Annotated in this window: 20 protein-coding genes; 11 read left to right on the plus strand and 9 right to left on the minus strand. The window is 65.5% G+C overall.

The window, feature by feature from the left end:
* Positions 1 to 41: 41 nt before the first annotated feature.
* The gene (locus AB0I14_RS14095; RefSeq protein ID WP_358021949.1) at positions 42 to 1,400 is read right to left on the minus strand and encodes an MFS transporter; all 1,359 of its coding nucleotides are present in this window, start codon (positions 1,398 to 1,400) and stop codon (positions 42 to 44) included.
* A gap of 6 nt (positions 1,401 to 1,406) precedes the next feature.
* Positions 1,407 to 3,458: an AMP-binding protein gene (locus tag AB0I14_RS14100; RefSeq protein WP_358021952.1), complete on the minus strand. Its 2,052-nt coding sequence runs from the start codon at positions 3,456 to 3,458 to the stop codon at positions 1,407 to 1,409.
* Between the two features lie 141 nt (positions 3,459 to 3,599).
* Here AB0I14_RS14100 and AB0I14_RS14105 point away from each other — a divergent pair, with 141 nt between their 5' ends.
* From AB0I14_RS14105 to AB0I14_RS14120, 4 genes are all read left to right on the plus strand, one after another.
* Positions 3,600 to 4,379, plus strand: coding sequence for a DUF1906 domain-containing protein (locus tag AB0I14_RS14105; RefSeq protein ID WP_358021955.1), 780 nt, complete (start codon positions 3,600 to 3,602; stop codon positions 4,377 to 4,379).
* Between the two features lie 22 nt (positions 4,380 to 4,401).
* The gene (locus AB0I14_RS14110; protein WP_358021958.1) at positions 4,402 to 5,160 is read left to right on the plus strand and encodes an evbL; all 759 of its coding nucleotides are present in this window, start codon (positions 4,402 to 4,404) and stop codon (positions 5,158 to 5,160) included.
* Positions 5,161 to 5,172: 12 nt separating this feature from the next.
* Positions 5,173 to 5,820: a maleylpyruvate isomerase family mycothiol-dependent enzyme gene (locus tag AB0I14_RS14115; RefSeq protein ID WP_358021961.1), complete on the plus strand. Its 648-nt coding sequence runs from the start codon at positions 5,173 to 5,175 to the stop codon at positions 5,818 to 5,820.
* Between the two features lie 93 nt (positions 5,821 to 5,913).
* On the plus strand, positions 5,914 to 7,893 hold the full coding sequence (locus AB0I14_RS14120; RefSeq protein ID WP_358021964.1) for a peptidoglycan-binding protein: 1,980 nt from the start codon (positions 5,914 to 5,916) through the stop codon (positions 7,891 to 7,893).
* 10 nt (positions 7,894 to 7,903) lie between these two features.
* On the opposite strand, the gene AB0I14_RS14125 is transcribed toward AB0I14_RS14120, so the two are convergent.
* Complete coding sequence (locus AB0I14_RS14125) at positions 7,904 to 8,935, minus strand: fused (3R)-hydroxyacyl-ACP dehydratase subunits HadA/HadB (RefSeq protein ID WP_358021967.1); 1,032 nt, start codon at positions 8,933 to 8,935, stop codon at positions 7,904 to 7,906.
* Positions 8,936 to 9,057: 122 nt separating this feature from the next.
* On the opposite strand from AB0I14_RS14125, the gene AB0I14_RS14130 reads away from it, so the two are divergent.
* Positions 9,058 to 10,275 carry a hypothetical protein gene (locus tag AB0I14_RS14130; RefSeq protein ID WP_358022904.1) on the plus strand — a complete coding sequence of 406 codons (1,218 nt, stop codon included), beginning with the start codon at positions 9,058 to 9,060 and terminating at the stop codon, positions 10,273 to 10,275.
* Here the strand turns inward: AB0I14_RS14130 and AB0I14_RS14135 are convergent.
* Positions 10,232 to 10,807 (minus strand): PadR family transcriptional regulator, encoded by a 576-nt coding sequence (locus AB0I14_RS14135; protein ID WP_358021970.1) that lies wholly within the window; start codon positions 10,805 to 10,807, stop codon positions 10,232 to 10,234. The genes AB0I14_RS14130 and AB0I14_RS14135 overlap by 44 nt on opposite strands.
* A gap of 103 nt (positions 10,808 to 10,910) precedes the next feature.
* Here AB0I14_RS14135 and AB0I14_RS14140 point away from each other — a divergent pair, with 103 nt between their 5' ends.
* Positions 10,911 to 11,327: a nuclear transport factor 2 family protein gene (locus AB0I14_RS14140; RefSeq protein WP_358021973.1), complete on the plus strand. Its 417-nt coding sequence runs from the start codon at positions 10,911 to 10,913 to the stop codon at positions 11,325 to 11,327.
* 40 nt (positions 11,328 to 11,367) lie between these two features.
* Here AB0I14_RS14140 and AB0I14_RS14145 read toward each other — a convergent pair whose 3' ends face one another.
* Complete coding sequence (locus tag AB0I14_RS14145; protein WP_358021976.1) at positions 11,368 to 13,233, minus strand: hypothetical protein; 1,866 nt, start codon at positions 13,231 to 13,233, stop codon at positions 11,368 to 11,370.
* 187 nt (positions 13,234 to 13,420) lie between these two features.
* Between AB0I14_RS14145 and AB0I14_RS14150 the strand changes: the two genes are divergently transcribed.
* Positions 13,421 to 13,879, plus strand: coding sequence for a hypothetical protein (locus tag AB0I14_RS14150; protein WP_358021978.1), 459 nt, complete (start codon positions 13,421 to 13,423; stop codon positions 13,877 to 13,879).
* Here the strand turns inward: AB0I14_RS14150 and AB0I14_RS14155 are convergent.
* Entirely contained in the window at positions 13,876 to 15,144 is a 1,269-nt protein-coding gene (locus AB0I14_RS14155; RefSeq protein ID WP_358021981.1) for an NADH:flavin oxidoreductase/NADH oxidase family protein, read from the minus strand. The genes AB0I14_RS14150 and AB0I14_RS14155 overlap by 4 nt on opposite strands.
* 104 nt (positions 15,145 to 15,248) lie before the next feature.
* Here AB0I14_RS14155 and AB0I14_RS14160 point away from each other — a divergent pair, with 104 nt between their 5' ends.
* Positions 15,249 to 16,178: a carbon-nitrogen hydrolase family protein gene (locus AB0I14_RS14160; protein WP_358021984.1), complete on the plus strand. Its 930-nt coding sequence runs from the start codon at positions 15,249 to 15,251 to the stop codon at positions 16,176 to 16,178.
* Between the two features lie 3 nt (positions 16,179 to 16,181).
* On the opposite strand, the gene AB0I14_RS14165 is transcribed toward AB0I14_RS14160, so the two are convergent.
* Positions 16,182 to 16,859, minus strand: coding sequence for a TetR/AcrR family transcriptional regulator (locus tag AB0I14_RS14165; protein WP_358021986.1), 678 nt, complete (start codon positions 16,857 to 16,859; stop codon positions 16,182 to 16,184).
* Positions 16,860 to 16,907: 48 nt separating this feature from the next.
* On the opposite strand from AB0I14_RS14165, the gene AB0I14_RS14170 reads away from it, so the two are divergent.
* The 3 genes from AB0I14_RS14170 to AB0I14_RS14180 all read left to right on the plus strand — a co-directional run bounded on the left by AB0I14_RS14170 (position 16,908) and on the right by AB0I14_RS14180 (position 18,225).
* Complete coding sequence (locus AB0I14_RS14170) at positions 16,908 to 17,300, plus strand: nuclear transport factor 2 family protein (RefSeq protein ID WP_358021989.1); 393 nt, start codon at positions 16,908 to 16,910, stop codon at positions 17,298 to 17,300.
* Positions 17,301 to 17,397: 97 nt separating this feature from the next.
* The gene (locus AB0I14_RS14175) at positions 17,398 to 17,736 is read left to right on the plus strand and encodes a metalloregulator ArsR/SmtB family transcription factor (protein ID WP_358021991.1); all 339 of its coding nucleotides are present in this window, start codon (positions 17,398 to 17,400) and stop codon (positions 17,734 to 17,736) included.
* Positions 17,737 to 17,739: 3 nt separating this feature from the next.
* Entirely contained in the window at positions 17,740 to 18,225 is a 486-nt protein-coding gene (locus AB0I14_RS14180; protein ID WP_358021994.1) for an SRPBCC domain-containing protein, read from the plus strand.
* Between the two features lie 7 nt (positions 18,226 to 18,232).
* On the opposite strand, the gene AB0I14_RS14185 is transcribed toward AB0I14_RS14180, so the two are convergent.
* Both AB0I14_RS14185 and AB0I14_RS14190 read right to left on the minus strand, forming a co-directional pair.
* Positions 18,233 to 18,865 (minus strand): DUF305 domain-containing protein, encoded by a 633-nt coding sequence (locus tag AB0I14_RS14185; RefSeq protein WP_358021997.1) that lies wholly within the window; start codon positions 18,863 to 18,865, stop codon positions 18,233 to 18,235.
* Positions 18,862 to 20,394 carry a hypothetical protein gene (locus AB0I14_RS14190; RefSeq protein WP_358022000.1) on the minus strand — a complete coding sequence of 511 codons (1,533 nt, stop codon included), beginning with the start codon at positions 20,392 to 20,394 and terminating at the stop codon, positions 18,862 to 18,864. Before AB0I14_RS14190 ends, AB0I14_RS14185 begins: the two co-directional genes overlap by 4 nt.
* Positions 20,395 to 20,401: the final 7 nt, after the last annotated feature.

The following is a 20,401-nucleotide window of genomic DNA, read 5'->3' on the forward strand; positions in this document are numbered from 1 at the left end:
ACAGCTGCGTGATGTGGAGCTGCAAGTGAATGGGAATGGCTTCAACGCTGGTTCCGGCTCACCCGAATCCAGACGGCCAACCCGGACGCCAACAATGCCACCGCGACGACGGTCAGAATCGCGTTGATACCGGCACCGGTTTCCATCCCACCGTGTTGGAGCATCTCCAGCACCGTGCCCGACACCGCGACGCCGACGCCGGCCAGTGTCACCAACGCTGTCAGGGTCACTCCCGCAGCCTCGCCGGCCTGTGCCGGCGGGACTACCGCTTGAGTGGCGACCGTGGTGAAGGCATACACGAATCCCATGGTGAGGCCGCACGCGGTCAGTGCACTCACATAGGCCACCGGAGCAGCGGAAACAGTCAGTGCGGCAAGGGAAATCGCCGCCACAGTACACCCGGTTCCCATCACACGGAGGGGCGAGAACGTTGCGGGCAACCGGCCGGAGAGCGTGCCGCCCAGCGCGGCGCCGGCCGACGGCCCCAGGAACATGACGCCGGCCATCAGGGGATCGAGGCCGCGGACCTGCTGCAGGTTCAGCGTGGACAGGAAGACGGTGACCACGTACGCGATGTTGGCGACCGTGCCGGCGACGACGAGCACCGCGAAGCCCGGATTGCCGAAGAGGCCAAGGTCGACGAGCGGGTGGCGCACACGCCGCTCGACAGCCACGAACGCGGTCAGCAGGCTGACCGCGGCGATTCCGGAGCCGATGGTCGCCGCAGACAACCAACCCCACGTGGGCGCACGATCGAAAACCAGGGTGAACAGGCCGATGCCTGTCGTGATCAACGCCAAGCCACCCACATCGATTCGGCGCGGCGCGTTTTCGTCGAAAGACTCGGGTATCGCTCGAGCTCCGATCACCAGCGAGACCAGCGTGAGAGGCACCAGTAGCCAGAACACCGCACGCCAGCCAACAGTGTCGGTCAGCACACCGCCCACCAGCGGACCGGCGGCATTCCCCAGCCCGGCGATACCGTAGGCCGTGCCGATGGCCCGGCCTGAACTGTCGGCAGGGAAGGCGTTGGTCAGGACGCTCACCGAGACCGGAAAGATCATCGCCGCCCCGATACCCTGCAGCGCGCGGAACCCGACTATCGCAGCCGGCGTCGGGGCCACGGCACACAGCACCGACGCCACCGCGAACAGTGCGATACCGGCCAGCAGCACCCGACGTCGGCCGAAGATGTCCGCCACGCGACCCGCGGGCACCATGAACGCGCCCAGAGTCAGCATGTAGATGCTGACCACCCACTGCATGTCGGTGATGCTGCTGTGCAGATCCGAAGCCATCCGTGGCAGTGCCAAATTCACTGCGAAGTAATCGATCTGAACGCAGAACAGTGCGACGGCGATAGCCGTCAGTATCCAGCGAGTACTGTGACGTCCCGCCACGGCGTCCTACCCGTCGAGCAGACTGCGTTTGATGATCTTGCCGGTGGTCGTGCGCGGCAACCTGTCGAGAAATGTGACGTCGCGCGGAATCGAAAAGCGGCTCAGGCGGTTTCGGATATAGCTTTTGACCATGTCTTGGTCCAGCGAGGCCCCTTCGGCAACGACGACGAACGCGGCGAGGCGTTGGCCGAATACCGGATCGGGAACACCGATCACCGCCACTTCGGAGACCTGCGGCAACAGCGCGAGTGCTTCTTCGACGGGCCGCGGAAACACGTTCTCGCCGCCGGAGATGATCATCTCGTCGTCGCGTCCGGCGACGAAGAGCCGCCCGCTGGCGTCGAGGTATCCGACGTCGCCGGTGTCCATGAGTTGGTCTTTGATGGCAGGTGACGCTGCGTTGGTGTAGCCGTCGAACAGCATGTCGTTGCCGACGAAGATGCGACCGACAGCGCCGATGGGCACGGGATTACCCGCCTGATCGAGTACGGCGACGCGGGTACCCAGCGGTGGCCGACCGGCGGTTGTCGGGGCGGCGCGCAGGTCGGTCGGGTCGGCGATCGTTGCCCATGACACTTCGGTCGAGCCGTAGAAGTTGTACAGAATGTCGCCGAAGGCGTCCATGAACTTGATGACGGAGGCTCCGGGGATCGGTGACCCACTGCTGGCGACCACCCTCAGCGACGACGTGTCGTATCGATCGATCACTGCGGCCGGCAACTCAAGAATTCGCTGCAACATGACCGGAACGGCGATCAAGACGGTGCAGCGTTGCTGCGCAATGGTTTTCAGACACTCTTCAGCGTCGAACCGTTCCATCAGAACGACCGTCGCGCGCAGCGCGGCACTCACCTGCAGCGCGGCCAGGCCCCAGGCATGAAACAGTGGCGCGGACACCAGCATCACTTCGTCGCGACGCAGCGGCATCCGTGACAGCATCGCGGCGATTGTGCCGAAGCCTTGTGGCGTGGGTCGGCGCGCACCCTTCGGTGTGCCGGTCGTGCCGGAGGTGAGGACGACGAGCTTGCCCGGCTGCTTAGGAGGGGTCAGCGGCCCGTTGTTGGTACCGGCCGAAATCAGGTCGTCGATCGAACGCCGCTGCTGTACAGCGGAAGCGGGGCGCGTCGCAATGCGTGGAATCTCGGCGGGGAGATAGCGCACCTGCTGCTCGAACTCCTCGTCGACGAATATGGCGTCGACGGCATGGCGGCGGATGATCTCTTCGATCGGGTGCGCGGCCAGGCCGGTGTTGAGTAACACGAGGTCGGCGCCCAGCTTGCTGGCCGCCACCATGCACTCCACCATCGCCGAATGATTGCGCGCGAGGATCGCGAGCTTGCTGTTTGCGGTGAAGCCAACTGTGGCGAGGCCGGAGGCAATGCGTGTGGTGCGCTCAGCAACTTCCGCATAGGTCGACTGCCCGAGGCCGTCGATCAGCGCAATGTTGCGGGGTGATCGTGCGGCGGCGGAGGTGAGGCCGCCGGCCAGTGTGAATCCCCACTTGGACAGGGAGTTGAGCTGTCGCAGTCCGCGATCCGGTCGGGATGCCCGCACCACGCCACTGACGACCATGGTCTTGGCGACGCTGAGCTGCAGTGAACGCATGTCGCCCATGTTCACGAGTAGCGACGATTGCTTACCGGCCAAATAGTCGGCAATTCGCTGCAGGCCGTCTCGGACCCAGTTCTCGACGGCGCTGTCGTCGATCTTGGCCAGGTCAGGGTGGAGCTGGCCGATAGAGAAGGCTGTCACTGCGATCCGGGTGTCGTTCGCCCCCGGGTTCAGCCGGATCGACACGCAACTGTCGGGCATCTGGGTGGCGTGGAGCAGCATCTCCCTGCCGGAGCGGCGAACTGTCAGGTGCATCTCGTGAACTACGACCGTGCCGCGGGGGGTGGAGAATCGGACCTCGAACTGCTGCGCGTGGTCAGAGATCTGCTCGCACGAGCCGAGTCCGCGAAAGAATCGCGGATACCGGTCGGGTGACTGCAGGATCTCCCAGATATCCGGACATGGGTGATCCAGCATCACGTCGAAATCAATCACGTCACGTCGCACGGTGGTCCTGCCAGTCGATCGTGTGTTCGCTCGGCCGCCAACTGAGTGAACACATTGTGGTTCATCTGCCCGCGGTACGGAGCAGTTCTGGCCCCAACGCCGTGACACTCACCCAATGCAGCAGGGGATACGCTTCCTTTCGTGACGCCATCCGCTTCACGGCGTGAAGTCCTCAGATATGCCGCTGTGCTCGCCCCTGCGCTGGCCGTCCCGGGTGCGTTGGCCGCATCAGCCGGTACACCGACGGCCTCCGCCGACGGTCTGCAACTGGTCGATTTCGCCGACCGGCTCGTCCAGCCCGAACAGATCAAGTCCGCCGGGTTCGGCGGGGCGTTGGTGTACGTATCCGAACTACGGCCCGGCGCCACGTTCGATTTCAAGCCCGTCACCCGTGACTATGCCGACCGGCTCCGGGCGACAGGCCTGCAGATCGTCAGCTGCTATCAGTTCGGCAAGCCGGGGTGGCCGACGCCGTCGGACTTCACCCGCGGCTACGACGGCGGAGTGGCTGACGCCCAGACCGCGTTGGGGCTTCATGCCGCGGCCGGCGGTCCGGCATCCGCGCCGATCTTTTTCAGCGTCGATGAGGATATCGACGCTGCGACGTGGAAAAGCCCGGCAGTCCAATGGTTTCGGGGAATCAACTCGGTCCTGGGGGTGGCCCGCACCGGAATCTACGGCGGCCGCCGTCAATGTGGCTGGGCGATCGCTGACGGCGTGGTCGGCTCCTCGAGCAGCCCTGGGCACCGCTGGGCCTGGCAGACGAAGGCATGGTCGCGGGGTGAGCGTGAGCCGGCTGCCGTGCTGTTCCAGCGGGAAGTAGTGACGGCGTCCGATCCGGGTTTCGTGATCGACGGTATTCATGTTGACGTGAACGACGTTCTCGCAGCCGATTACGGCCAATGGGATCTCGCCCGATAATGCACCAGGAGGAATCACTGTCATGACCAACACCGACATGCTGAACGCTGCCGCCGCCACCGGTACCGCGATGGAGCAGGCAGTCGCGATCTTCATGCTGCATCCGGAGAACTTCGGCGCCAGCATCGCCGCCGGCTACCAGAACCCGTTGGCGGGGTATGTCGCCGGCCGCGGCGGAGTCCTCGGTGAGGCCACCGGCGCCACGGTCAGCGCCGTTTTCGCAGTGTTCGAACCGACCGGCCTCGCCGCGATGTGGGATGAAGGTGTCGCGGTGCGGGGCGCTGTCGGTGCAGCACAACAGTATTGGGAGCAGGCCGCCGAGTTCGGACGCAAGTACCTGGCCGGTGTCCCGGGGCTGGATCGTATCTCCGAGTTGGGCGAGAAGATCATCGCCGCGACGCCGATCGCGGGGCTGCCCCTGTTCGCGGGGTGGCGCGCGATGCCGTTGGCCGACGACGCCCCGGCGCGGGCGCTGCAGGTGATGTTCGTACTCCGCGAACTGCGGGCGGGCGTGCACTTCAACGCCCTCACGATCTCGGGCATCGCCCCGGTGGAGGCGCACATGCTCAACAAGGGGCCGCAGTACACCGCGATGTTCGGTTGGCCCGAACCGTTCGCCGACTGTGAAGACAAGAAGGACCGATACGCCGCGATCGAGCAGGCGACCAACCGGCGGATGGTCGAGATCTTTGAAGCCACTCTCGATCCGGCCGAGGCCGGGGAACTTGCCCGGCTGAGCACCGAAGCGCTGGCCTCGTTCAAGGCCGGCGTCCCGGGCTGAACCGACCGATCAATGCGGTTGAGCCGGGAGGAACGGGAGCGGGTGTTCGCGGTGGTGGCCGACGAGCGCCGGTCGATCGCTGCGTTGGTCGAAGGACTGGATGCAGCCCAGTTGGCCACACCGAGCCTGTGCGCCGGCTGGGATGTCAAGACCGTTGCGGCTCATCTGGTCAGCGATTTCACCGACGGGTTCTGGGGGTTTCTGGCCAGCGGTGTCTGCCATGGCAACATCGACCGCGGCATCGACGCGCTGGCCCGCCGCCGGGCAGAGGCTTCACCGAGCGAGATCGCCGAGACGCTCCGCCGTCGGGCCGACTATCGACTCAGCCCGCCCATCACCGGTCCGTTGTCGGGCCTGACGGATGTGTTGGTGCACGGTGCTGACATGCGCATACCTCTGGGAATTCCGCATCAGCCCGATCCGCAGCACGTCGCACGGGTTCTCGATTTCCTCACCAGCCCAACACAATTCGGATTCTTCCCGCGCCGACGCCTCCGCGGTATCGAGTTGCACGACGACGACACCGGGCGAACGTGGGGTGAGGGCGAGGCCGTTGCCGGTCCTGGCGTCGCGGTCATGCTGGCGGTGTGCGGGCGCACCGTCGCATTCGACCGTCTGTCGGGTCCCGGACTGTCCGTCCTGCAGTCACGCCTGGGGTGAATCTCGAACACAGGTAGTGCGGTACTCACGACTTTCCGCCGCGACGCCGATTGACTTGCCTTCACGTACACGGCACGTGATGGGGGAGAAGTCATGCGACACGGAAGAGACAGCTTTTTCGTCGTAGGGGAGGGCATCCTGTCGGCCGAGAACGCCGCTGAGACGGCGTCGATCGCAGGAGCGGATCCGGTGCCGCATCTTTCGGATGTGGACGAGCTCAGACAGTTCCGGTTCTCGCGCATCGGTCCGCCGGGTGTACCGGCGAGTGTGGAACTCGTGACGGCGCTGTCCGGGGCGATCACCGCGGCGGCGGCCGATACCGATGGTGAGATCCCAGCGGGATTCACCTACCTGGGTCAGTTCGTCGACCACGATCTGACCAGGGACAAGACCGTGGGTGACCTCGGATCGGATGTGACCGTGGATGAGCTCGTCCAGGGGCGTTCTCCGGCACTCGATCTCGACTCGCTGTATGGCCATGGGCCTGCTGTCGATCCGCAGTTCTACACCGATGGACTGCATCTGAAGATGGGCACCACCGCGGCCATCGGCGACCTGCCCGCCTTCGATGGGCACGATTTGCCACGGGACCCGCAGCAGAGCGCCGCGCTGATTCCCGACCCCCGAAACGACGAGAACCTGGTCGTGGCCCAGACGCATCTCGCCTTCATCAGGTTCCACAACCGGGTGGTGGGCACGATTGCCCCCGGGCCGGTGGCGGCGATGTTCGAGGCAGCTCAAGAGCGGGTGGTCAAGCACTACCAGTGGATGCTGCGCACCGACTACCTGCCGCGGATCGTCGACCCCGGGATCGTCGAGGACGTATTCACCAACGGTCGCACCCTCTTCGAGACGTCGGTGGTACCAGGGGATGCTCCGACCATGCCCATCGAATTCTCGGTCGCGGCATTTCGGCTCGGCCACAGCATGGTTCGAGATGCGTACAACTGGAATCGGATCTTCGACAACGGTGGCGGAACCTTGGGGTTCCTGTTCAATTTCTCGGGTACCAGTGGTTCGCTGACCGGCCAGTTCCCGTTGCCGTCCAACTGGATTGCCGACTTCCGCCGGCTGTACGACTTCGCCGAGGCCGGGCGCCCCGACCTGGTTGTCCAAGCAGCCAGGTTCAACAAGGCACGCAACATCGACACCCGGCTCACCGATCCCCTGGCTCACCTGCCGGCCGGCTCGTTCGGCGAGGCGAATGCCCAATTCCCGCCGCTGCACGCCAATCTCGCCTTCCGTAACCTCATCCGGGGCAACATGGTGAAACTCGCCAGTGGCCAGCAGATGGCGAAATTCGTCGGTGTCACCGAGTTGAGCGAGAAGCATATTGTGGAGGGTGACGGCGGGGGAGTCGACTTCACCGGGCTGGCTCCCGGCCTGCGCACCGAGTTCATCGACAACACACCGTTGTGGCCGTACATTCTGCGCGAAGCCGAGCTCAACGGTGGTCGGCTCACCGGAGTGGGGGGCCGCATCGTGGCCGAGACCTTCCATCGAGCCATGGAAGGCAGTACGTATTCCATTGTGCGAGACCCTCATTGGCGTCCAACTCTGGGTCCCGACCCGCTGACCTTCCGGATGGTCGATCTGTTGCTGTTCGCCTTCGAGGGTCGCGCCGACCTACTCAACCCGCTCGGGGACGAGCCCGGTCAGCAGCCCGAGATCATCGAACTGAACCGCGGCGAGGACGGACCCTTCGTCAAGATCCTGCAGCATCTGTTGCGCGCGAGGCGGTTCGCCCTGTTGGCCGACGGCATCTTCGGTCCGATCACTGAACAGGCTGTGCGCCGGTTCCAGGGCAACCAGGGCATCGTCGTCGACGGCATCGTGGGACCAGTGACCTGGACTCGGTTGTTCATCACCGTCCGCCGCGGTAGTAAGGGCGAGGCCGTCAAGGGCGTGCAGGTCCGGATGAACCTGCGTCAGGCTGCGCCGATCGCCGTCGACGGAGACTTCGGCCCCCTCACCGAACAGGCCGTTCGGGAGTTTCAGCTCAGCCAGGGCTTCGATACCGACGGTATTGTCGGTCCGATCACGTGGCGCGGGTGCGTGTCCGGACCGGCGTAGCGTCCGGCTGTCAGCGGAAGCAGATGTTCAGTGTCGCCAGGCCGAAGATCTTCTTGCCATCGGACTTCGCCGCGAGCAAGACGACGCCGGTACGGGTCTCGGGGTCCAGAGACTTGATCTTTCCGCTGAACTCGATATCGCAGCCCTCCTTGGCCGACACGATCGCCGGCTGGGACAACCGCACCGCGTAGCGGGTAACGGCACCGGGGTCGCCCGACCATGCGGAGATGAACCCGGCACCCAGCCCCATGGTGAGCATGCCGTGGGCGATCACATCGGGCAGTCCGGCGAGCTTGGCGATGTCCTCGTCCCAGTGGATGGGGTTGGCATCGCCGGCCACGCCGGCATAGTTCACCAGGTCGCCGCGGGACAGTCGGGTGTGGTGCACCCCGAGCTCGTCGCCGACCTTCAGGTCATCGAAGGACAGTGTCCCGGGCGTGCGGGTGAGGCCCGCCTCGGAGATCTGCGCCGCCTCTTCGGGGCGCACGGTCTTCTGGTAATCGGCGTCGGATGCGCCCACTCCGGATAAGTCAACGTCGTGCATCATGGCGTTCTGGACGGCGGTCATCGTCGCCGGGTTGATGTCGTCGGCGGTGACGCCGACGACGGTGGTGTGCAGCGTGTGGACCCGCTCGCCGGCAGTGTCGGTGAAGGTGTTGGTGACGGTGATCAAGTCGCGGCCGGCGATCCTGCGGACCGACGTCAGTTCGATGTCGATCTTCAGCTCGTCGCCGGCCACGATCGGCCGGTGCTGCTCGAAGACTTCCTCGGTCTGGAGGTAGGTGTCGTACCCGACGACCACCGATTCGAACATGCGCCGATTGCAGGCCATGGCCGGGGTCGACGTGAAGGTCAGCGGCGCGACCAGTCCGGAGTACCCCAGCTTCGCCGCGGCGTCGACGTCCCAGTGTGCGGGGTGGTAGTCCTGCACGGCACGGGCGTACTCGCGCACCTTCTCGCGGCCGACCAAGTAGAGGCCGTCCGCCTCGTAGTAGTGGCCGACGCGGGCTTCGAGCGCCGATGCTTCTGGTGCTGCGGTCATGGATTTGCTCAACTTTTCTATCGGCTTGTTCGCTGAAGCCGACGAAACACACTAACGTCTGGCGACCGCCGCGAGCCACATCGGTGCGTATCCGGGAGGACCTCCGCAGATAAGGTTCGGCCATGTCTGGCGTGAGTAACCCCGAGTTGGTGTCTGCCTATGCGGCCCGGCTCAACCCGTCATTGCTCGGCAGGCACGCGGTGGCCTCACCGCTGGGCCTCTGGCTGTTGTTGGCGTTGGTGGGGCCGGCCGCAGAGGGGACTGCCCGGTGCGATCTCGAGGCCGCGCTCGGCACGACCGTCGATGACGCCGCCGCCCGGGCCGCCGCCCTGTTGAGCGACCCGCACCCGGCGGTGTCCGCGCTCGCCGCAGTGTGGGACCGCAAGCTCGGGCCGGCGTTCGACGACTGGGTGCGGACCTTGCCCGATGTGGTGGCGCGGGGTCCGGTGCCTGATCAGGCGCAGGCCAATGCCTGGGCGGGGGCCGGCTCGAACGGATTGATCAACCAATTCCCGCTTCAGCTCGACGAATTGACCAGGTTGGTGCTCGCCTCCGCGCTCGCCACCGACATCGGCTGGGCGCAACCGCTGGGTACCGCTAATGAACTCGGCGGGGCCTTCGGCGAAGTGATCGGCGCGGCGTTGACGTTCCGGGATGGAATCCAGCTGATCGTCGAGACCGATGCCGCCGGTCTGGTCGCGGTGGCTGCTCCGCCCTCGTCGTCGGCGCTCGATGTCTTCAGCGTGATCGCCGCGCCCGAGGTCGGGCCCCAGGATGTGGACACCGCCGCACATCAGGTGGCGGCGATGCTGCGGGGCGATGGTCGCGCCGCGCGGCGGGTACCGGTCGAGGACCTGGTCGACGGGCACGCGTGGACGGTGACCGAGCGACGCGAACGCCGGGTCGGGGGCCCGGGCGTCTATGCCGAGTGGAGTAGTTACCTGCCGGCCTGGTCGGCGACGAGTGATCACGACTTGAAGAGTGCACCCGGGGTACCCGAGGTGTTCGACACGCTCAGCGGCTTCGCGAGGCCCGAGGACCTGCCGGTGGAGTTCGGCGCCAGGCAGTCGGCTGTCGCTTCTTATACGAGAGAAGGTTTCAAGGCGGCGGCGGTGACGGCGATCGGCATGGTCGCCGGATCCGTGCCGCAGTTCCATGAGGTGTTGGTGCGCCGGATCGAGATCCGGTTCAACCGCCCGTACGCGGTCCTGGCCTGTGCGGACCGCTCGGACGGGCCGGCGGCCTGGCGCGGCGTACCGGTGTTCAGCGCGTGGGTCACCGATCCGCAGGAGACCGTCATCGAGGAGGTCGGTCCCCCGCGGCCAGTCGCTGTTCGATGACCTTCAGCGCATGGCCCGCCCAGTCGATGTTCTCTTCCTCGAAGCGGATTCCCCGCAGCAGGGTCAGGTAGGGGCCGATGCGCTCGGCCTCGGCCAGGTAGACGTCCTCGGTACGCCCGGCCAGAAGGTGGTCCTGCGTTCGCCGGTAGCGCGCGATTTTCGCGGTAGCCCATTGCAGGCGTTCGGTGAGCGAGTCGCGGACGGCTTCGATGTTGCCGGAATCCACTGCCTGGATCTGTACCAGGAGGTCTTCGCGGATCGCCCCAGGTTTCGGCGGCACCTCGGTGAACTCGAGCAGCGCCTGCCGCCCTGCGTCGGTCAGCGAGTACAGGCGCTTGTTCGGCCGCCGGTCCTGCTCGACGAGTCGGGCCGCGATCAGCCCATCAGCGGCCATGCGGTCCAGCTCGCGGTAGAGCTGCTGGGGCGTCGCCATCCAGAAGTTGGCGACCGACGCGTCGAACCCTTTCGCCAGGTCATAGCCCGATGCTTCGCCGTCGAGGAGGGCGGCCAGGACTGCGTCGCGTAGGGCCATGAGCCGATGCTAGCAGCGAAGTGATTAATCAAAATGTTGACTATGGGAACGTGTCGCGCCTAGCATCGCGGCTAGTCGATGAATTTGGGTGATGGAGGTTCAGATGCATCCTTTCCGGGAAGCCGTGGAGGCCCGTGACGAGGCCGCGATCGAGGCACTGTTGGCCGACAATGTCGTGTTCACCAGTCCGGTGGCCTTCAAGCCATATCCGGGCAAGCCGATCACCGCTGCGATCCTGCGCGCGGTGATGCGGGTGTTCGAGGACTTCCGGTACATCCGGGAGATCGCCGACGCTTCGGGTCACGACCATGCCCTGGTCTTCGAGGCCACGGTGGACGGCAAGAAGATCACCGGGTGCGACTTCCTGCACCACGATGCCGACGGCAAGATCGACGACTTCATGGTGATGGTCCGGCCGCTGTCCGGTGCGACCGCTCTGTCCGAAGCTATGGCCGCGCAGTTCGAGCGGATCAAACAGGAAGCCGCAGAACAGATCCAGCGGGAGTCCGCTACTGCCTGATCAGCGGCACGCCGCTCCGGCTGGATCAGCGGCACGCCGCTTACGGCCTGATCAGCGTCCCCGCGTCGGAAGCCGCCTTCTGCAGTTCCGGAATCGTCATGTCGGCGTAGTCGGCGTTGACCGGTCCCGACGGGTTTCCCAGCCACGGCACCACGCCGGGGTCCGGGGTGACGCCCAGGTGGTAGGCCTGGACGCCGGGCAGGTGGTACTGGAGGAAGTTGACCAGGATGTCCGCGACGAAGATGGCGGCACCGATCGGTCCGGTGTTCAACAGCGCAGCCGAGTTCATCAGCGGGATGGCGGCGTCGGGATTGCCGATCATCACGATCGACCCGTAGTGCGGCTTGGTTCCTCCGCCGGGCACATACTCCGGCATGAACGGCTGCAGGCCGGGGAGATCGGTGGAGAAATAGGCGGCGGTGTCGCCGTAGGTCAGGACGTTGACGAACCCGGAGTCGGCGCCGTTGCCCGGCACCGTGGAGTTGAGGCCGGGGCTCTCAAAACCGATGCCGCCCACGCCCGTCTGCTGCGCGACGTATGCGGCTTCCCAGCCGCCGAGCGAGTGCCCGGTGACGAAGATGTCTTCCTTGCGGTAGCCCTGAGCGATGGCCGCGGCCTCGACCTCCTGCTCGAAGGCCACTGAGTCGATGAAGGCCTGTGGTGGGGTGTCGGTGAAGATCACCTGCGTATCGGCGATCACCTGCGAGACCGCGATCAGCGGGTTGTGCAGGAGGTTCGTGCCACCCGTCGTGCCCTGGTAGGCGATGATGATCTGGCCATCGGGTGTCACCCACGTCTTGGCGGACATGCCCGTCAGCACATTGGTCGATTCCATCTGTTTGCCGTTGACCACGAACGGTTTCAGGTCGCCCGGGGTGCCGCCCCACACGTACGCGGCGGTCGCGGCGTTGAGGAACTGCGACACCGTCGGGGTCTTGCCGGTGGTGGGCCCGTTGTAGGTCATGGTGGGCGGCACCGGTTGCACGGCAGGAGTTTTGGTCAGCCCCAGCTGACCTTCGATCTCTCGGAACGCCGCGAAGAGGGCATCGTTGATCGGCGCGAAGTTGATCGGGCTCTTCGGGCCGTTGGCGGAGCTGGTGATGTCCAGCACCTGCAGCACCGTGTTGACGATGCGGCCGGGCAGCTCCGCGATCTTGGCGATCGGCGACAGCGGCTCGGGGGGTTCTGGGGTGGTCTTGGTCGTGGTGGTGACCGCGGCGACCTTGGCGGTCAGCGGGATCGTCATCGCGGTGATGTCGGGGACGGTTCGAACAACCGCGGTGAGATCCGGCAGGGTGGCCTTGTTCGTCGGAGCCGGTGCCTGCACCAAGGCCGGCACCTGCGCCCGCGACGGCACGGAGTCCGGGAGCGCGGACGGCGTGATCGCGGCCAGGCGCTTCGCGGTGGCTCGTGGCGAGAAGTCGGACTTGGCCGGTCGCGTGCCGTCGGCGCGGAGCGGGGCGTCCATATCGATGGCCCGGAGCGGGGCGTCCGGCTTGATGTCGCGTAGTTTTCCACGGACGAAGTCGGCGATCGACTCCGGCTGCGGCGTAGTCGAATTCGGCTTTGCCGTGGCGGTCTGACCGGTCGAGGTCTCGTCGTCCGACCGCGTGGCGTCAGGGGTTGTTGTGTCGTCGAGTTTCTGGTCGTCGGTCTTCGTGGGCGACGATGGCCGGTTCGGACGGGTGCCTTGCCGCCGGCTGACCGGCTTCTTGGGCCCGTGACTGGTTCCTGCACTCGATTGGCTCGACTGGCCCGATGAGCCCGATGTACCGGGGTCCGCCCAGGCCACGGTATGCGCGCTGGTGCCCGCGATCCCGATGCCGATACCGACGGCTATGACCGACAGGCCGTACCGCAGCGGTAGATGTCCGGCGTTTTCCGGGCAGCGTGAATCGTGCACCATTATCGATGTCCCCCTTGACATTCCCCGACGCTGTTCGCATCCGCCGGTGACGGGAATGCCGGCCGCCGCGAACACATGCCGGCTCAATATATGACAGCGGCCGATGTCATTCAGGCGTTTTGTTCGGCCCGGTGAGCGCTGCAGAATTTCCGATCCGGACCCGGCCCCGCCCGTCGTAGGGTCAGGTATGCGTTCACTCAGGGGTGTCGTCGGGGTAGCTGTTGGTGTGGTGTCGGCCGTGGTGTTGGCCGCGGGATGCAGCACGACTACGGGAACACCCGTCGCGCAAACCACCAGCGCCACGACGTCCTCGCGCGATACGTCCGCACCGACTCGCACGACGACCGAGTCGCCCAAGGCGGCGGAGCCGACCGGCACACCGGTCGGAACGGCGGTGCTGATGGTCACCGGCGGGACCGCTCCGGTGACGATCCGCTATCGGATCAACGGCGGTGCGGAGCAAACCGAGTCGAATGTGACGCTGCCGTGGGAGAAGAAGTACTCCGTGTACGAGAAACTGGAGTCGGAGGTTGCCGCCGATGGCGGGAGCGAAGCACTCGGCTGCTCGATCATCATGGATGGCGACAAACTCGTGTCGTACAAGACCGAGGTCAAGCCGGTGTGCAGCTTCTCGTACTGGGGTTAGCGATCTCGGTTCGCCGACGCCGTTCGTCGCGGGCGTGGGATGGCGGCCAGGCCATTGCGGCGCACGGTCGTCATGATGCTGAGCCACCACGGTCGATCTGGATTGGGGTCGAGACCGTTGGCGATCCGATGGATCTGGTCGGTATGCCACTGCACGTCGAGCAGTGCGTCAGCGGCATGCAGGTCGATGACACGGCCCAGCAGCGACCGCGCCGCGATACGTGGTGCCCCGGCGGCCGCGAAGTGCCCGGTGTCGTCAAGGAGATGTCGGGCGGCCGCCGGGTCGATGCACAGCGGGCGGCCGATACCCACCACGTCGCACGTACCTTCGGCGAGCGCTCGATCCATGGCGCCGCGTGACCGGAAGCCACCGGTGACGGCGAGCGGCACTGTGCCGGCGTGCGCGCGGACCCGCTCGGCGTACGTGAGGAAATAGGCCTCGCGCTCGCGAGTGCTCTGCCGCGCGGCAGTTCCCATCATCGCCGGCCGCTCGAACGTTCCGCCGCTGATCTCGATCAGATCGACCTGCTCGTCGGCGAGGCGGGCGACGACTCGCTCGGATTCGTCCTCGGTGAAGCCGCCGCGCTGGAAATCGGCTGAATTCAGTTTGATTCCCACTGGGAACCCGTCGCCGACGGCTGCCCGGACCGCGCGCAGCACTTCGATCGGGAAGCGCATGCGGCGTTCGAGATCGCCGCCCCATTCGTCATTGCGCCGATTGGCCAGCGGGGAGAGAAACTGCGAGATCAGGTAGCCGTGCGCGCCGTGCACTTGGACGCCGTCGAACCCAGCGTCCTTGACGATCGCCGCCGCGGTTGCGAAACGCTGTACGGTCGCTTCGATCTCGCCGCCGGTCAGCGCGCGCGGACGTGGCGCGCCCGGTATGGCGATCGCCACCTCACTCGGCGCGACTGGGCGGGTGCGTCCGGCAAGTGGGTTAGCTTGGCGCCCAGGGTGATTGAGTTGCACCCAAACGCACGTGCCGCCCCGCTTCGCGGCGCTTGCCCAGCGCGACAGCCGATCCCGATCGCGGTCGTCCTCGATCGCGACGTTGCGGGGCTCGGCCAGGTGGAGCCGGTCCACTGTCACGTTGCCGGTGACGACCAACCCGCAGCCGCTACGCCCCCAACGGTCGTAGAGGTGCTCCAGCTGCAACGTGGGAGCGTGCTCGCGATCGCTCAACTGCTCGCTGAGCCCCGCCTTCATCAGCCGGTTGGCCAGTGTCCGCCCGCAGGCCAGCGTCAACGGCTGATCGATCCGACTCATGGCGCCCGCCGGCTACGAAGAAACCGAGGCGGGATGCCCTTCATGCTCCAAGTATTGCATGATTCCTCAGTTTTTGTAGTTCCGTTCAGTATATGGTGACGTTCATGCAGACCCTCGCGGCGGCGGTACAACTCGAGGCCGTCCTCGGAGACGTTTCCGCCAACCTGTCGGCGAGCGAACGGCTCGCCGACGAGGCCGGCCGCGCGGGAGCGAAGATCATCGCACTGCCCGAATTCTTCACGACCGGCATCGGTTTCGTCGCCGAGTTGACAGACGCTGCACTGCCGCCGGACGGAGAGGCCACCGCGTTGCTCTGCGCGCTCGCCCATCGGCATCAGGCACTGGTCGGTGGTTCGTTCCTGTGCCGCGACCCGGACGGACACGTGCGTAACGCCTATGTCGCTGCCGGGCCCAATGGCGTGCTCGGTCGACATGACAAAGATCTACCGACCATGTGGGAGAACGCTTTCTACATTGGCGGGCACGACGACGGAGTGATCCCGAACGGGGACTACCAGGTCGGTGCTGCCGTCTGTTGGGAGCTGATGCGTACTGGAACCGTTCGTCGCCTGAGGTCGCGCGTCGATCTGGTCATGACCGGATCAGGGTGGTGGTCGGTTCCGGAGTGGCATCCGCGCGCCGTGTTCGATCGGTGGGAACGCGACAATTCCGCAACCGCGCGGACCGCTGCGGCCTCGTTCGCGAAATACGTCGGGGCACCCGTCCTGCACGCCGCACATGCCGGCGAACTGAAATGCCCGATGCCCTGGCTGCCCGTCGCGTACGAGGGCCACTTCGAGGGCTCGACCCTCATCGCCGACGCAAGCGGGGTGATCGTCGCCGAACGCCGTGCAGATGAGGGAGAAGGCGTGGTCCTGGGCGAGATCGAGATCGGGCGTCGGACACCGTCGCTCGAGCCACCCGCCGGGTACTGGCTCCATTCGCGCGGTGCGCTCGCCAGCGTCACCTGGAACTATCAACGCTGGCACGGAAGACGCTGGTACCGGCACCACATGGCAAATGTGAGGGGGTAACCCTCATGCCTTCAGCGCACCGCGAACCAGATCGCGACCGAGTTCCAGGCAATGCTCAAGTTGAGTGAAGCTGAGGGCGAGGTCATCTTGGCGCAACGCGAGCGCGATCACGCCGTTCCAGGCTCCCCAGAGAAACTGCATCGTCGTGGGCACGTCGACGTCGCGAATCAGTCCGGCGTCGCGCGCCTCGGCGAGGTCGGCCTCGACGTTGCCGACAATCCGCCTCACTCTGGCTGCGATCCGCTGCTCGGCATCTTCGAGCGTCCCGCCGCTTGCCGGCTCCAGCACGCGCAGTACGACGATCCTGAACTTGTCCGGATGGTCGAGGAAGAAGCGCAGGTAGCAGTCCCCGGATTGCAGCACGCGATCGAACGGCCCGAGATCACGGTCGATCCGGGCCATGTACTCCTCGTTGACGTCGAGCGCGCGCTCGACGAGCGCGAGATACAACCCGTCCTTCGACTCGAAATGGAAGTAGACGGTTCCGACCGAAACATCGGCCGCGGTGGCGATCTCGTCGACGGTCGTTCTCGTCAACCCCTTGACGGCGAACAGTCGCTCGGCGGCGTCCATGATCGGGCCGGCCGTCCGCATCCGACGACGCTGCGCCCGTTCGCTGAGACTTTTTTCCGCCATACCGAACGCTATCTGTCGAGCACCCGAGACCGGGAGCTGACCCACCGGAATGGCTCCGCTGCCCAGAAGTGCACCGACGATTGAGGAGGATTCGTGAACGAGGCTACCGAGACCCTGTTCGAGCGCTACCACGCTGCCTGGGTGGGGCACGATCCCGATGCCATCGCACGTCTGCACAGCGCAGGCTCAGTGTTTCACGTGCACGCGGGGCAGGAGCCCGCGCGAGGGCACGAGGAGATTCGGCAAGCGGCGGCCCGGGTCTTTGAACTTGTGCCCGACCTGGGCTTTGAGCCCGTGTCCTTGCGGGTGGGCGAGGACTACTGGGTGGCCGAGTGGAAGATGACGGGAACGACGCCCACCGGCGTGCCCGTCGAGATAGACCTGGTGGACGTCGTGTCCGTCGAAGAGGGGCTGGTCACCAGCAAGCAGTCCTATGTCGACGGCGCGGCCATGCAAGCCGCGATGGCCACCAGGGGTGCCGGCTAGGCATATCACGTTGCACGACAACGGGTCTGCATGTCGTCTGACGGTGGTGGTGGCGAAGCCTTGACAACATACAACCAATTGGTTGTATATTTGGACTGTGGCTGAGAGTGATGAGGACCGGGCGGACGCCCTGTTCCACGCGCTCGCCGACCGGACCAGGCGTGACATCATGCGCCGGGTCCTGGCCGGGGAGCACTCGGTTTCCGTGCTTGCGGCGAAGTACGACATGAGCTTCGCCGCAGTGCAAAAACACGTCGCCGTCCTGGAAAATGCCGGGTTGCTCGCCAAGCGTCGAGTCGGCCGCGAGCAGCTGGCCAGCGGCGACGTGGAGGCCGTGCGATCGGTTGCGTCCATGTTGACTGAGCTGGAACAGGTTTGGCGTGGTCGCATCGCACGTATCGACGAACTCATCGCATCCGATCCCGAGGAGGACTGAACCATGCCTGTGACCGATGTCCAACACGATCTCGACACCCTGACCCTGAGCATCACCGCCGACTTCGCCGCGCCCGTGGAGCGAATCTGGCAGGTCTATGCCGACCCGCGCCAGCTCGAAAAGGTCTGGGGGCCACCGACTTATCCGGCGACAGTGGTCGACCACGACCTCACGCCCGGTGGCCGCGTGACGTACTTCATGACCGGCCCGGAGGGAGACAAGTACGCCGGATACTGGGAGATCACTGCGGTCAACGAGCCGGCCGGCTTCTCCTTCGTCGACGGCTTCGCCGATCTGGACTTCAACCCGAACCCGGAGTTGCCGGCGTCGAAGAACGTCTACACGTTCACCGAACGCGACGGCGGTACCCGCGCGGTGTACGTGAGCACATTCGAGTCCGCCGAGGCGCTTCAGCAAGTGCTCGACATGGGTGTGGTCGAGGGAGCCTCGTCGGCGATCAACCAGATCGACGAGCTGATCGCGCTCTGATCCACCCTCACGGATAGGGCAGTGGTGCGGCATCCCGCGATTTCATCAGGTGCTCCATGAGCTGGATCTCCTGCGTCTGCTCGCTGACCATGGCCAGGGCGGTACGCCGGATCGCCTCGTTGGAGCCATCGCGGGTCTCGTCAAAGGCCATCTCGGCGCCGCCCTGGTGGTGGCGGGTCATCAATTGGAGAAACAAGGCTTCGTTGGCGCGGCCGGTTGCGCGCTGAAGGCGGGCCAATTCATCGGATGACGCCATTCCCATCTGCATGCCGGTGGGCTGTCCGGTGTCATGGTGATGGGACATGCCGTGCCCGGTGGCCGCTGTTGGCGCCGTGGGGTTGAGGGGCTGACCGGCCAGCTGCAACCACCCGACCATGGTGCCGACCTCGGCTTGCTGCTGAAGTCTGATTTGGTCTGCGAGCGTGCGTATTTCGGGGGCGGCATCCGCACTGAGCAGGTCGCAGATAGTGATCGCCTGCTGATGGTGGGTCATCATCATCTGCGAGAAGGTCACGTCGGCCTCAGACATCAGTGGCGGCGCGCTGCCGTGCCGATGGGATTCGGCGAATGCGCCGAGGAACGCGGCAGCGGCGGCGACTACGACGGTGCCGAATATTCGGGCGGGTACGGAAGCGCTCATCGTGGTGGGTAGACGGTCGGGTCCAGCTTCAGGGTCATGAATCCGTTGTCCGAACACGTGACGTAGAGCAGGTTTCCCCGGAACTCCGGCGGTGACATGCACCAGTCCGCGGAGAAATCGGCCGGCTGGCCCCAGCCCGGACGGTTGCCCAGCACGATGTCGGAAAGCTGGATCTTCCCGTCGAGGGCAGCCCGCCCCACTCCGAAGATTCCGGTCAGTGGCGGGGTCGCAAGAACCGAAAGATTGTAGACGTGAATCGAATTGGGCAGGTCTTCGTACTTCTTGTCGGACTGGGCCGGTGGGTTGAAGTAGGCAAGTTCCTTGATGTGCTCGGGGTCGCGGATGTCGAAGACCCGGATACCCGACTGGATCCATCCGCAGGCCAGAGCTGTCGGATCGTCTTGCCGGTCCACCGAGCAGTAGTGCGAGTCGTAGGCGAAGACACCGTTGAATCCGCCGCTGCTCGTCCAGTTGTCCATGTTCTCGGGCAGATTGATCTCGAGTTTGATGATGTTGCGCAGCTTGAGGTCAGTGGGGTCGGAGGCGTCGAACAGTTTGACGCCTCCGGAACCGAGTTCGTCGATGGTGAAGATGTGCGGTACGCCTCGGTAGGTGACGTAGACGCTGTGCTGGGCTTCCTGCCCGTCCACCCAGGCTTTGTGGCTGTATGCCGGAAGCAGTTGGTGCATGGTGAAATCAGGCGCTACCCGGTCCTGCACAGCCGAGGTGTCGAGCACCGTCAATCCGCTGAACTGCGACATGTACATGGTCCGCCCGTCTGGTGCGAAGCCCATGCCGTGCGAGGCCCAGCCGACTGGCGCGCTCCACACCACATGCGGAGCGGTCGGATCCGTGATGTCCACCGCGCTGTTCCAGATGATGCCCCCGGCCCAGTAGGTGTTGCCGTCGGGCGAGAAGTTGCCCTCGTGGGTCAGCATCGGGATACGTACGCCGGGAAGGGAACCGGCGCCCTCGTTGAGCAGCCGGGGGTGCCGACAGTCCTGTGAGATGTCGTAGATGGAGATGTAGCCGCCGCCGAACAACAGGGGAACACCGGTTCCGACCAGCAACCCCCGGCCCGCGTGTACTTTCAGGGACTCCCACGTTCCGCCGACCATCGCCGGCTCGGTGAGCAGATCGGCCTGGACAGGGTGGGCAGGATCGGATGCGTCGATCACCTGGACGCCGTTGGTGTAGGGCCAGGTAGACCCGACGTAGGTGCAGTTCTTGTATGAAGTACTCGTGATGCCGGCGCCGGTGCCCTGGTACTGGCCCACCAGGTCGATGTTGCAGTTGTAGCCGAGAGCGCTGCGGTGGTTCTCGCGGTCCTCGACCGGCACCTCGCCTTGCAGTCCGGTCTCGACCCGGTCGCCGGGGCGGCAGAGCGCCTTGTCGACGGCGGTCGGCCAGATGTCGAATCGCGTGTCGTATCCCGGCGGAAGCTCGGCGCGGGCCGCCGGGGATGGACCCAGTCCGGAGATGGCCACGAGAAGCGCGACGCATACCGCGCGGAGGAGGTTGTCCAGCATCGACCGC

Source organism: Mycobacterium sp. NPDC050441 (genome assembly GCF_040655355.1).
GTDB lineage: Bacteria > Actinomycetota > Actinomycetes > Mycobacteriales > Mycobacteriaceae > Mycobacterium.

Bases quoted from the DNA above. Each gene is read 5' to 3' on its own strand.
- AB0I14_RS14110 (WP_358021958.1), top strand. From the start codon at position 4,402: ATGACCAACACCGACATGCTGAACGCTGCCGCCGCCACCGGTACCGCG.
- AB0I14_RS14115 (WP_358021961.1), top strand. From the start codon at position 5,173: ATGCGGTTGAGCCGGGAGGAACGGGAGCGGGTGTTCGCGGTGGTGGCC.
- AB0I14_RS14120 (WP_358021964.1), top strand. From the start codon at position 5,914: ATGCGACACGGAAGAGACAGCTTTTTCGTCGTAGGGGAGGGCATCCTG.
- AB0I14_RS14125 (WP_358021967.1), bottom strand. From the start codon at position 8,935: ATGACCGCAGCACCAGAAGCATCGGCGCTCGAAGCCCGCGTCGGCCAC.
- AB0I14_RS14130 (WP_358022904.1), top strand. From the start codon at position 9,058: ATGTCTGGCGTGAGTAACCCCGAGTTGGTGTCTGCCTATGCGGCCCGG.
- AB0I14_RS14135 (WP_358021970.1), bottom strand. From the start codon at position 10,807: ATGGCCCTACGCGACGCAGTCCTGGCCGCCCTCCTCGACGGCGAAGCA.
- AB0I14_RS14140 (WP_358021973.1), top strand. From the start codon at position 10,911: ATGCATCCTTTCCGGGAAGCCGTGGAGGCCCGTGACGAGGCCGCGATC.
- AB0I14_RS14145 (WP_358021976.1), bottom strand. From the start codon at position 13,233: ATGGTGCACGATTCACGCTGCCCGGAAAACGCCGGACATCTACCGCTG.
- AB0I14_RS14150 (WP_358021978.1), top strand. From the start codon at position 13,421: ATGCGTTCACTCAGGGGTGTCGTCGGGGTAGCTGTTGGTGTGGTGTCG.
- AB0I14_RS14155 (WP_358021981.1), bottom strand. From the start codon at position 15,144: ATGAGTCGGATCGATCAGCCGTTGACGCTGGCCTGCGGGCGGACACTG.
- AB0I14_RS14160 (WP_358021984.1), top strand. From the start codon at position 15,249: ATGCAGACCCTCGCGGCGGCGGTACAACTCGAGGCCGTCCTCGGAGAC.
- AB0I14_RS14180 (WP_358021994.1), top strand. From the start codon at position 17,740: ATGCCTGTGACCGATGTCCAACACGATCTCGACACCCTGACCCTGAGC.
- AB0I14_RS14185 (WP_358021997.1), bottom strand. From the start codon at position 18,865: ATGAGCGCTTCCGTACCCGCCCGAATATTCGGCACCGTCGTAGTCGCC.
- AB0I14_RS14190 (WP_358022000.1), bottom strand. From the start codon at position 20,394: ATGCTGGACAACCTCCTCCGCGCGGTATGCGTCGCGCTTCTCGTGGCC.